The organism is Streptomyces sp. NPDC006655 (assembly GCF_040703965.1).
Taxonomy (GTDB): Bacteria; Actinomycetota; Actinomycetes; order Streptomycetales; family Streptomycetaceae; genus Streptomyces.
On record NZ_JBEYJU010000166.1, the window covers coordinates 1 to 10,962 of the forward strand.

Annotated in this window: 11 protein-coding genes and 2 pseudogenes; 5 read left to right on the plus strand and 8 right to left on the minus strand. The window is 73.2% G+C overall.

The window, feature by feature from the left end; translation table 11 throughout:
• Positions 1 to 88: 88 nt before the first annotated feature.
• On the minus strand, positions 89 to 1,003 hold the full coding sequence (locus AB0958_RS42775) for an SDR family oxidoreductase (protein WP_366895900.1): 915 nt from the start codon (positions 1,001 to 1,003) through the stop codon (positions 89 to 91).
• Between the two features lie 86 nt (positions 1,004 to 1,089).
• Here AB0958_RS42775 and AB0958_RS42780 point away from each other — a divergent pair, with 86 nt between their 5' ends.
• A complete protein-coding gene (locus AB0958_RS42780; protein ID WP_366895901.1) occupies positions 1,090 to 2,016 on the plus strand; it encodes a cyclase family protein in 927 nt (308 codons plus the stop codon).
• Between the two features lie 330 nt (positions 2,017 to 2,346).
• Here AB0958_RS42780 and AB0958_RS42785 read toward each other — a convergent pair whose 3' ends face one another.
• From AB0958_RS42785 to AB0958_RS42800, 4 genes are all read right to left on the minus strand, one after another.
• Positions 2,347 to 2,823, minus strand: coding sequence for an ATP-binding protein (locus tag AB0958_RS42785; protein WP_366895907.1), 477 nt, complete (start codon positions 2,821 to 2,823; stop codon positions 2,347 to 2,349).
• 18 nt (positions 2,824 to 2,841) lie between these two features.
• The gene (locus tag AB0958_RS42790; RefSeq protein ID WP_360485491.1) at positions 2,842 to 2,979 is read right to left on the minus strand and encodes a hypothetical protein; all 138 of its coding nucleotides are present in this window, start codon (positions 2,977 to 2,979) and stop codon (positions 2,842 to 2,844) included.
• Between the two features lie 396 nt (positions 2,980 to 3,375).
• Complete coding sequence (locus AB0958_RS42795) at positions 3,376 to 4,254, minus strand: acyl-CoA dehydrogenase family protein (protein ID WP_366895902.1); 879 nt, start codon at positions 4,252 to 4,254, stop codon at positions 3,376 to 3,378.
• 6 nt (positions 4,255 to 4,260) lie between these two features.
• Complete coding sequence (locus tag AB0958_RS42800) at positions 4,261 to 5,391, minus strand: acyl-CoA dehydrogenase (protein ID WP_366895903.1); 1,131 nt, start codon at positions 5,389 to 5,391, stop codon at positions 4,261 to 4,263.
• Positions 5,392 to 5,518: 127 nt separating this feature from the next.
• On the opposite strand from AB0958_RS42800, the gene AB0958_RS42805 reads away from it, so the two are divergent.
• A complete protein-coding gene (locus tag AB0958_RS42805; RefSeq protein ID WP_366895904.1) occupies positions 5,519 to 7,069 on the plus strand; it encodes an AMP-binding protein in 1,551 nt (516 codons plus the stop codon).
• Here AB0958_RS42805 and AB0958_RS42810 read toward each other — a convergent pair.
• Both AB0958_RS42810 and AB0958_RS42815 read right to left on the minus strand, forming a co-directional pair.
• Positions 7,053 to 7,565, minus strand: a complete 513-nt coding sequence (locus AB0958_RS42810) for an EF-hand domain-containing protein (protein ID WP_366895905.1) — start codon at positions 7,563 to 7,565, stop codon at positions 7,053 to 7,055. The genes AB0958_RS42805 and AB0958_RS42810 overlap by 17 nt on opposite strands.
• Before the next feature lie 146 nt (positions 7,566 to 7,711).
• Positions 7,712 to 8,086: an STAS domain-containing protein gene (locus AB0958_RS42815; RefSeq protein WP_360515901.1), complete on the minus strand. Its 375-nt coding sequence runs from the start codon at positions 8,084 to 8,086 to the stop codon at positions 7,712 to 7,714.
• A gap of 342 nt (positions 8,087 to 8,428) precedes the next feature.
• On the opposite strand from AB0958_RS42815, the gene AB0958_RS42820 reads away from it, so the two are divergent.
• Positions 8,429 to 9,010, plus strand: coding sequence for a sigma-70 family RNA polymerase sigma factor (locus AB0958_RS42820; RefSeq protein WP_366895906.1), 582 nt, complete (start codon positions 8,429 to 8,431; stop codon positions 9,008 to 9,010).
• A gap of 158 nt (positions 9,011 to 9,168) precedes the next feature.
• The gene (locus tag AB0958_RS42825; RefSeq protein ID WP_366895908.1) at positions 9,169 to 10,350 is read left to right on the plus strand and encodes a maleylpyruvate isomerase N-terminal domain-containing protein; all 1,182 of its coding nucleotides are present in this window, start codon (positions 9,169 to 9,171) and stop codon (positions 10,348 to 10,350) included.
• Between the two features lie 231 nt (positions 10,351 to 10,581).
• Here AB0958_RS42825 and AB0958_RS42830 read toward each other — a convergent pair.
• Positions 10,582 to 10,851: pseudogene (locus AB0958_RS42830) on the minus strand (formyltransferase family protein); the annotation flags it as partial.
• A gap of 6 nt (positions 10,852 to 10,857) precedes the next feature.
• Between AB0958_RS42830 and AB0958_RS42835 the strand changes: the two are divergent.
• Positions 10,858 to 10,962, plus strand: a pseudogene (locus tag AB0958_RS42835) (ABC transporter ATP-binding protein); the annotation flags it as partial.

Consider the following 10,962-nt stretch of genomic DNA (forward strand, 5'->3'; position numbering starts at 1 on the left):
CATGTGGCGGAGCCACCTGGCCCGCCACCCCGTGCGTCGAGCGTGCGTGCCGGGCGTCGCGACGCCGCGGAGATCCATCAGAAGGGCCCTAGGCGTTCGGCCGCCCCCCGCCCCGCGCAGCGGCCTCCATGGCCGCCACCCGTGCCAGCATCGGCATCGGCTCCACCCCCACACTCCCCGGCAGCACCTCGGCGATCCGTTCCGGCGTCCAGGAACCCCCCTCGGCGTACGCGGCCCGCACCTCCCCCGGCTGGGCCCACACCGCGATCTTCGGCCCGGCGACCGTGTAGACCTGCCCGGTGATCCCCGCGTCCCGCGCGGCGTCCGAGAGCAGGTAGACCACGAACGCGGCCACGTCCTCCGGCTCCCCGATCTCGGCGAGTTCCATCGGCACCCCCGCCGACATCCGGGTACGCGCCACCGGCGCCACCGCGTTCGCGGTCACCCCGTACTTGTGCAGGCCGAGCGCCGCGCTGCGCACCAGCGAGATGATCCCGCCCTTGGCCGCGCTGTAGTTGGCCTGCGAGACGGAACCCTGGTGGTTGCCGCTGGTGAACCCGATGAGGGTGCCGGCGCGCTGCCCCCGCATCACCGCCGACGCCGCCCGGAACACCGTGAACGTGCCCTTGAGGTGGGTGGCGACCACCGGGTCCCACTCCTCCTCGGTCATGTTGAACAGCATCCGTTCGCGCAGGATCCCGGCCACGCACACGACCCCGTCGAGCCGCCCGTACGACTCCAGCGCCACGTCCACGATCCGCTGTCCGCCCGCCATCGTGGAGATGTCGTCGGCCACGGCGACCGCCTCGCCGCCCGCCGCCTCGATCTCCTTGACGACGGCCTCGGCGACCTCGCTGGTGGGCGACGCGCCGTCGACCGAGACGCCGTAGTCGTTGACGACGACCTTCGCCCCCTCGGCCGCCGCCGCCAGCGCCACGGCCCGTCCGATACCGCGCCCGGCACCCGTCACGGCGACGACCCTGCCTGCCAAGAAGTTCCCCATGCCCGGCCCCTTCCCGCGGTTTCTGACGGACCGTTAGATTTTATGGCGCGTCTGATGTGCGGACACAAGCCCCGGGGAGGAACCGGATGTCACTGCCGGCTGAGTTCCACGACATCGCCAAGCGCGTCAACAACTGGGGGCGCTGGGGCACCGCCGACGAGCTCGGCACGCTGAACCTGATCACCGACGAGGTGGTCCGGGAGGCGGCCGCTACCGTGCGCACCGGCCGGCGGATCCCGCTGGCCCTGCCGCTGCGGGAGGACGGCGTGCAGACCGGGATGATCCCCGGACGGGTCAACCCGCTGCACGCGATGGTGCAGATCAACCAGGAGCTGTTCGGCCCGGGGACGGTCGCGTGCAGCGACGACGCCGTGACGATGGGACTGCAGGCGGGCACCCACTGGGACGCGCTCACCCACGTCTCGCACTCGGGGCGGCTGTACAACGGCCGCCCGGCGGACACCGTGACCGCGCACGCCGGGGCCCGGTTCGCGGGGATCGACAAGGTGCGGCACATCGTCTCGCGCGGGGTGCTGCTGGACGTGGCACGCGCGCGTGGCGTCGAGCGGCTGGCGGGCGGCCACGCGGTCACCCCGGAGGATCTGGACGCCGCGCAGGAGCTGGCCGGGACGACGGTCCGCGCCGGCGACATCGTGCTGGTGCGGACCGGGCAGGTGCAGGTGTACCTCACCGGGGACAAGCACGGGTACGGCTACCCGTCGCCGGGTCTTTCGGTGCGGACCCCGCAGTGGTTCCACGCGCGCGACGTGGCGGCCGTCGCCAACGACACCCTCACCTTCGAGATCTTCCCGCCCGAGATCGAGGACCTCTGGCTGCCCGTGCACGCCCTGGACCTGGTCGAGATGGGCATGCTCCAGGGCCAGAACTGGAATCTCGAAGAGTTGTCCACAGCCTGTGGAGAAACCGGCCGGTACGCGTTCCTGCTGTCGGCGACACCCGAGCCGTTCGCGGGCGCGACGGGCAGCCCCGTCGCACCCGTGGCCGTCCTCTGAAGCCCGGCGCGGGGCGAGCGGGAGTCCGAGTCGGTGTCACGCCGGGAACCGGCGTGACACCGACCCTCCCCCATCCCCCCGGAACCCGGACGGCCACGCGCGCCGGCCCGCCCCGAGCCCGGTCCCGCACGCCGCCGTCCGCCTCGACCCACACTCGGCAAGGACGTCCGTGACCGGACCCCCTCGCCGCCCCCTCGCGGCGAATCGCAGACCTCAAGCGTGTTCACATGGTCACGTGGCGTCAACACCCGTTCGGGGTTTCCCCGGCACACCCCGGTTCACCATGGGCGCGCACGGATGCAACCCCCGGCGCATCACCGCACACGGGGATCACACCGCCTCGAAGGCCAGCCCCTCGAAGGAGGCCAGGCCGCCCCCGTACGCCACCGCCGCACCCTGCCGGAGCTCCGAGCACCGGTCGAGTTCGCACCAGATGCGCTTGCCGGCGCCTTCCCGGCTCCAGCCCCAGCGGTCGGCGAGCCCGTCGACGAGGGCGAGGCCGCGGCCCCCGGTCGCGTCGCCGTCCACGCACCTCGGCACGGGCGCGCGGGTGCTGTCGTCGGCGACCTCCAGCCGTACGGTGGCCGGGTCCTCGGCGGCCGCACGGTCCGCGCCCGGCAGCGAGAGCCGCAGCACGGCGGGGCGGCCGGTGTGCACGACGGCGTTGGTGACCAGCTCGGAGACGAGCAGGATCAACGTCTCGGCGAGCGGCTCGTCCACCGCTATCCCGGACCCGGCGAGGCGCGAGCGGGCCCACCTTCTGGCCCGCCCCACCTCCGCGGGGTCGGGCCGGATCTCCAGCTGCACTTGAAGCACCTGCACCGCTCACACCATCCGAACCGGCGGACACATGAACCCGCGCCGAGCCAACGCCACGACGAGGACCGCGACGACGAGGACGACGAGGGCCACGATCGTAGCCATTTTCTGCATGGCCAGAACAACGGCCAGAGCAAGGGTCACGGAACGTGATTCCCTTACGAGACAGCATGGTTGACGTACAGTCACCCCAACAAGCGCTTCGGGCATATTCCAGCGCGAAGGAGTACGCCTACGGCATACTGTGCGACGCTCGCGGCGGGGAGTCGAACAGGCGGGGGCACAAGCCCTTACCACCCTGCGAACAGCGGCACGCGCCACGAGCCGCGGGGCCGCCTCGACGGCGCCGCGGGCATGGCTCGTCCTCGGAACCACTCGCATCCCACAGAAGGTACCGGAGCGGACACCCGACTCCAGTCCGTGACGAGTCACGCGTTGGACACAACCCGGTATCAACGCTCAGTGATTCCGGTATGCCACAATCCGCGACATCTTGACCGCGCGGACGCCGATTTCGCAGGCCAGAGCCCTTTCGAACGCTCACCCGAGCAGGTCGGCCGCGAGCACTTCCTCACTCTCCGTGACGCCACCGCCACGCTGGGACCGCACCCAGGCCCGTTTCAGGAGCAGGTGCACCTCCGTCTCCCAGGTGAAGCCCATGCCGCCGTGCACCTGGAGACAGTCCCGGGCGCCGGCCACGGCGGCCTCGTCGGCGAGCAGCCGGGCCGCCGCGACGTCCAGGGGGTCGGCGGTCACGGCGGCCGCATAGACGGCCGCACGCGCGGTCTCGGCCCGCACCAGCATCTCCGCGCACAGGTGCTTGACCGCCTGGAACGCCCCGATCGGCTGCCCGAACTGCACGCGTGTGCGGGCGTGTTGCACGGCGAGTTCGCACGCGCGCCCGGCCGTGCCGAGCTGCTCGGCGGCGGTCAGGAGCACGGCCACCGGATCCGGGGCTCCGTCACGGACCCCCGGCACCCGGTGCAGCGGCGTCAACGGGTCGACGGAGCGCAGCGGTAGGGCCTCCGACACGTCCCCCGCGTCCCCCGTCACCACGTCGGCCTCGGCCAGCCACTCCACCAGGCCGCCGTCCACGCGGGCCACCACGGTCTCCCCGTCGGCCGCGCCCGGCACGTCGGCGGCCGCGAGGTGGGTGGCCAGCAACGGGCCGGTCAGCAGCGCCCGTCCGGCCTCCTCGAACACCAACACGGCCTCCGGCAGCCCCAGTCCGACCCCGCCCGCGGCCTCCGGCAGCCGCAGCGCGAAGAACCCGGCCGCGCCCAGCTCCCGCCACAGCTCCCGGTCCAGGCCCGGCGCGGCCACGGCCGCCCGCAGCGCCGCGCCGTCGAACCGGCGTCCGAGCAGCGCCCGCATGCCGTCCCGCAACGACTCCTGCTCATCGGTCAGCCGGAAACGCACGTGCGTTCACCGCCCCTTCGGCAGTCCGAGGATCCGCTCGGCCACGATGTTCCGCTGGATCTGCGAGGTCCCGGCGGCGATGGTGTACGAGAGGGAGGAGAGCCGGTCGAGGACCCACGGCCGGTCCAGGTCGAGCGCGTCAGGGCCGAGCACGGCGGCCGCCGCGTCGTACAGCTCCTGGCGCGCGTGCGAGTAGCGCAGCTTGAAGACCGAACCGCCGACGCCGGGCACGCCCCGGCCCTCCGCCTCGCTGACGTTCCACTGGGTGAGCCGCCACAGCGCCCGGAACTCGGCGTTCAGCCGGCCGAGGCGGCGGCGCAGCACCGGGTCGTCCCAGCCGCCGTTCGCACGCGCGGCGCGCGCGAGGTCGCCGAGCACCCGGCGGCAGGCGACGACCTCGCCGACGAAGGCGGTGCCGCGCTCGAAGGAGAGGGTCACCATGGTGACGCGCCAGCCGTCGTTCTCGGCGCCCACCCGGTTGGCCACGGGGACCCGCACCTCGTCGAGGAACACCTCGGCGAACTCGTCGGAACCGGCGAGCGTGCGCAGCGGCCGTACGGTGACGCCCGGGGCGTCCATGGGCAGGGCCAGCCAGCTGATGCCCCGGTGCTTCGGCGCCTCGGGGTCCGTCCGCACCAGCAGCTCGCACCAGTCGGCGACCTCCGCGTGCGAGGTCCAGATCTTGGATCCGCTCACCACGTAGTCGTCGCCGTCGCGCCGCGCGCGCGTGCGCAGCGCGGCCAGGTCGGAGCCGGCGTCCGGTTCGCTGAAGCCCTGGCACCACACCTCGTCGCCGCGCAGGATCGGCGCCAGCCAGCGGGCCCGCTGCTCCGCGGTGCCCTCGGCCGCGATGGTCGGGCCCGCGTGCAGCAGGCCCACGAAGTTGGCGCCCACATAGGGTGCGCCGGCCTTCTCGGTCTCCTCCAGGAAGATCAGCCGGACGGTCGGGGAGGCGTCCCAGTGGACGTCGGCGTACCCGGCGTCGTGGAGCGTGCGCTGCCAGCCGAGGTCGTAGGCGCGGCGGCCCGGCCAGTCCTCGGGGCGCGGCTTCGGCGGCAGCCCCGGGAGCACCTTGGCGAGCCACTCCCGAAGGCGCGCCCGGAAGTCCTCCTCCTCGGGCGTGTACGACAGATCCACCGGCAGGCACCCCCACGGAGCTGATGGTTCGTCAGATCTCGCAGGCTAGCCCCGCGCCCCTGGACCGGCAAGGCGCCAGGACCTACGATCTGACGACTCGTCAGCTGGAGAGGACAGGGGCCCGGCCATGGACGACACGAACGCCACCGCACACGAGCTGAGCGCCTCCCGCACCCTCTGGGACCTGGCCGCCCGCCGCGCCGAACTCACTCCGGAACGGCCGGTGTTCCTCCAGGGCGACCGGGCACTGTCCTTCGGCGGACTGCGCGCGCGTGCCGAGCGCGTCGCGGCCGGCCTGTACGGCATGGGCGTGCGCCCCGGCACGGTCGTCGCCTGGCAGCTGCCCACCCGGATCGAGACGGCCGTGCTGTCCTTCGCGCTGGCCAGGCTCGGCGCCGTGCAGTCCCCGGTCATCCCCTTCTACCGGGACCGCGAGGTCGGCTTCGCGCTGCGCGAGTCCAGGGCCGAGTTCTTCGCCGTACCGGGCGTGTGGCGCGGCTTCGACCACACGGAGCTGGCCCGGCGGCTGGGCGCGAAGGGCGTCTTCGAGGTGTACGACGCCGACGGGCTGCCGGACGGCGACCCGGCCGTCCTGCCCGCCCCGCCCGCCGAGGGCACCTCGGTCCGGTGGATCTACTGGACCTCGGGCACCACCTCCGACCCCAAGGGCGTCCTCCACACGGACCGCTCGCTGATAGCGGGCGGTTCGTGCCTCGCGCACGCGCTGCGGCTCACGGCGGACGACATCGGCTCCATGGCCTTCCCGTACGCGCACATCGCGGGCCCCGACTACACGGTGATGCTGCTGCTGTACGGCTTCCCGGCGGTGCTGTTCGAGCATTTCGCGCTGCCGGACGCGCTGCCGGAGTACCGCAGGCACGGGGTGACGGTGGCGGGCGGGTCGACGGCGTTCTACTCGATGTTCCTGGCCGAGCAGCGCAAACGGCCGGGGACCAGGGTGATTCCGTCGCTGCGGCTGCTCGCGGGCGGCGGGGCGCCCAAGCCGCCGGAGGTGTACCACGCGGTGGTGCGGGAGATGGGCGTGCAGCTGACGCACGGCTACGGCATGACCGAGGTGCCGATGATCACGATGGGCGCACCGGACGACACGGCGGAGAACCTGGCGACGACCGAGGGGCGGCCGCCGGCCGGGATGGAGATACGGATCGCCGAGGGCGGCGAGGTGCGGCTGCGCGGGGAGGCGGTGTGCCAGGGATACCTGGATCCCGCGCAGACCGCGGAGGCCTTCGACGAGGACGGGTTCCTGCGGACCGGCGACCTCGGGCAGGTGACCGAGAGCGGTCACCTGGTCCTCACCGGACGGCTCAAGGACGTGATCATCCGCAAGGGCGAGAACATCTCGGCGAAGGAGATCGAGGACCTGCTCGCCGCGCATCCGGCGGTGGGCGACGCGGCGGTGGTGGGGCTACCCGACGCCGACCGCGGGGAGTTGGTGTGCGCGGTGATCGAGCAGCCGCCCGGCGCTGCCGTGCTGACGCTCCCGGAGGTGGTGGCGTACCTGCGCGCGGCAGGGCTGTCGGTGCACAAGCTGCCGGAGCGGCTCGAGGTGGTGGACGCCCTGCCGCGCAACGAGACGCTGCGCAAGGTGCTCAAGTACCGGCTGCGCGAGCGGTTCTCGGGCTCCTCCGCGGCGGCGGCCGCTACTGAGGGATCGTGAAGTAGCGGGCGAACGCCGGGACGATCTCCGCCTCCGCGACCCTGCCGTCGCCGTCGGTGTCGAGGCCCGCGGCGACCGTCGCCGCGGTCTCCGGGGGCACGCCGAGGGCGCGCAGTACGCGCTCGGTGTCGGGGACGGTCACCGTGCCGTCGCCCGCGGTGTCGGCGAGGGCCAGGGCCGCGTGCAGGAAGGGGCGGGCGATCTCGGCGAACCGGTCGGGGTTGTCGTGCAGCCGCTTGACCGCGCCGCTCACGAACTCCTCGCGGGTGATGCGCTGGTCGCCGTCCCGGTCCGCCATGCCCGCCATGCCCTGCCAGAAGGCCTCGGCGCCGGCGTACAGGGCCTGGCCCTTGTCGGAGCGGGCCGCGGCGCCGAACTCGGCGAGCAGCGCCTTGGCCGCCGAGTTGAAGTCCTCGCGGGCGATCCAGCCGTTGCCGTCCTGGTCGAAGGTTGCGAAGCGGGCGGCGATCCGTCGCTCGTACTCGGTGCTGACCATGTGTGTTCGGGCCGCCTTACGTGACGTGGGGGTTCTCCTCGCAGGGAGCGTACGACGCGGGCGACGGCCGGGGAGCGGCAAGGCGTCGTTTGTGCCAAGACCGGGGGAATTCCGGGACAACTGTGTGGCAGTGTCCGGGCAGCGTCCTAGGCGGACAGGGGGTCCTCCTCGTCGGAGACCGCGCTGTCGGTGTCGGCGTACACGTCGAACAGCCGCCGGACGCCGAGGGCGCCGAGGACCCGGTTGACGTGAGAACCGTCACTCGCGCCCCGGGCCGGCAGGATCAGCCGCAGCCGGCCCCGGCAGGAGCGGATCAGGCGCCGGGCCGCGATGAGGACGCCGACCCCGCTGGAGTCGCAGAAGAAGACGTCGGACAGGTCGAGGACCAGACTGTGATGTCCCTCGGCCACCGCGTCGTGCACCCGCTGGCGCAGGACCGGCGAGGTCACCAGGTCCAGTTCGCCCGACACCGCGAGCACGGCCCACTCGCCCTGTTCCTCGCCCGTCACCTTGAAAGCCACGGCTCAGCCCTCCGCTCGCCGGATCTCCGGAACCGCCCGGAAACGGAGCCAGTTCCTACGCTTCTTTTCGCGCGGCTGCCCAGCGGCCGTTCCCCGAAACCCCGGACCACAAACGAGGGACGATCAGAAAAGGGCTTGTTTCGGTCACTGTCGATCCCGATCGATCGTGTTTAATCCCGGTCGATCGGAAACGGGAGGGAAAAGAGAGAGGAGCGTCCTCTACCACTCCAGGTCCGGCACGGGGCGCGCATTGGCATAAAGGGGCGTGCGTCGCCGGACGTGCCGACTACATTCGGGGAGACGGTGCAGACACGCTGGACACGGGCACGGGGAGGGGGCCGCATGGCGAAGAGGGACACACCGCCCCGCTGGGACCGCAAGATGCAGCAGCGGCTCGCACGCGGCGAGGCCGCCGCCCTCGGTGAGCTCTACGACCGCTTCGCCTCGCTCGTGCACGGCCTCGCCCACCGCGTCCTCGGCGACGAGACGGCCGCCGACTCCATAACCCGCGAGGTCTTCGTCCACGTCTGGGAGCATCCCGACGCCTACGACCCGAGGCAGGGGCCGCTGCGCTCGTGGGTCGCCGCACTCACCCACCGGCTGGCCGTGCAGCGCCTGCGGGCCACCGAGACCGCCGCGCTCCCGGCCGGCGAGGGCGGCGGCACCGAGGCCGCAGAGGAGCTGGAGCGCAGGGTCCGGCGGGCGTCCGTCGCCGCCCGCGCGGACTACATCGTGCACTCCATGCCGACCCCGCTGCGGGCCGCCCTCGACCTCGCCTACTTCCAGCGCCGCGACTACCGGGGGACCGCGGCGGACCTCGGCGTCACCGAGGACGAGGCCCGCCGCCGACTCCGCCTCGGCCTGCAACTCCTCTCCACCGCCCACGACACCACGACCCCGCCGGGCTACGGAGCCGACGCATGAGCGCCCCCTTCGACCCCCCGAACGATCCCGCCCCCGACGAGGGCGCCGACCCGACCCCCGCCGCTGACCGCGGCACCGGCTCCGATCGCGGACGCGGTTCGGGTTCCGGTTCGGATCGTGGGTCCGGTGGTGGGGGTGAGTGGGGGCGCGTACCGCGCATACCGTTGCCCCGGATGTCCGTCGAGGACGGTGGGGAGCCGTTGCCCGAGGCGGCCGAGCTGCCTCCCGTACCGCTGGAGCTGTCGCACGACGTCCTGAAGTCGCTGCTCGGGGCGTGGGCGTTGGCCGCGTGTTCGGCGGCGGAGGCCCTCGCCGTCGAGGCCCACCTCGGGAGCTGCGGGGCCTGCGCGGACGAGGCGCGGCGGCTGCGGGAGGCGGTCGGGCTGCTGCACCAGCCGGAGAGCCTGGACCTCGACCCCGGGCTGCGCACCCGCGTCCTGGAGGCCTGTCTGGACCGCCGGCCGGCCCGGATCCCGGTCCCCGCGTGGGCGGCGCCCTACGACGCCGAGACCGCCCGCCTGGACGCCCTGCTCCAGGACATCGGCGACGCCGAGTGGCACGCGCCGGTACGGCTGCGCTGGTTCGACGGCACGGACCCGACGAGCCGTCGTACGACCGTCGCCGGGGTCATCGCGCACCTGCTGTCCGTGGACGGTCTGGTGGCGACCGCGCTGGGCCTCGACGACCCGCTGGGCGACGCCCGCGCGACCGGCCCCGCGGCCCGTACCGAGGCCTTCTGGCAGGCGTCGTACTTCCCGCCGTCGCGGGCGCTGCGGGTGCCCTGGCGGGAGCAGAGCCACCGTCTCGTGCAGACCGTCTCCTTCACCGGCGGCGGCGCCGGGCGCCTCGGGGTGTCGTACGGCGACTTCGAACTGCCGCTGCACGACGCGATGCTGGACCGGGCGTTCGAGTGCTGGGTGCACGCGGGGGACATCGCGGACGCCGTGGACTACCCCTACGGGCCGCCCGCCCCTCGGCACCTGCACAAGATGATCGACCTCGCGGCACGGATGCTGCCGCTCGTGCTGGCGGCACGCCGGCAGGCGGGGCTGGCGGCGCCCGGCCCGACACCCCACCTGGTCCCCGCCGGACAGCCCGGCCGGAGCCTGCGACTGGAGATCGAGGGCAGCGGCGGCGGCGAGTGGCTGATCCCGCTGGACTCGCCGGGAGCGGTGGGCTCCGCGAAGTTCGAGGTGGCGCACGTGGCCCTGGACGACGTGGAGTTCTGCCAGCTGGCCGCGGGGCACGTACCGCCGGAGGAGGCGGCCGCCGGCCAGCTGGGCGACCGCGTCGCGATCAGGGACGTCCTGTTCGCGGCGGCGAGCCTGAGCAGGATGTAGAGGCGTACGCCTATGGGGCCGGGGGGTCTGCGGGACGGGGGACGGCGAGTGCAGGTGGTTCGTGGCTGATCGCGCAGTTCCTCCCCCAGCCTTCGGCCGGGGGTACCCCCAGCGCCCCTGGAGGGCGCGCTGCACCAACGCCCCTTCAGGGGCGCGGGGAACTGCGCGAACGGCCCCCGCGCTGCCGCAGTCGCCGGACTACGGAACCCCCCGCCCCCTAGGCGAAAGACGTCAGGCGAAGACGACCGTACGACGGCCGTTGAGGAGGATGCGCCGCTCCGCGTGCCACTTCACCGCTCGTGCCAGCGCCTGGCACTCCACGTCGCGGCCGATCGCGACCAGCTGGTCCGGGGTGACGTCATGCCCCACCCGCTCGACCTCCTGCTCGATGATCGGCCCCTCGTCGAGGTCGGCGGTCACGTAGTGCGCCGTCGCGCCGATCAGCTTCACGCCCCGCGCATGCGCCTGGTGGTACGGCTTCGCGCCCTTGAAGCTCGGCAGGTCCAGGATACCCTGGCCACCCTGGAAGACGTCTTCCGCGACGTGGCCGGCAGCGGCCTCGACGACCAGTCAGGAGGTTTCCGCGATGTCCGAAGCACCCGCCGCACCGCG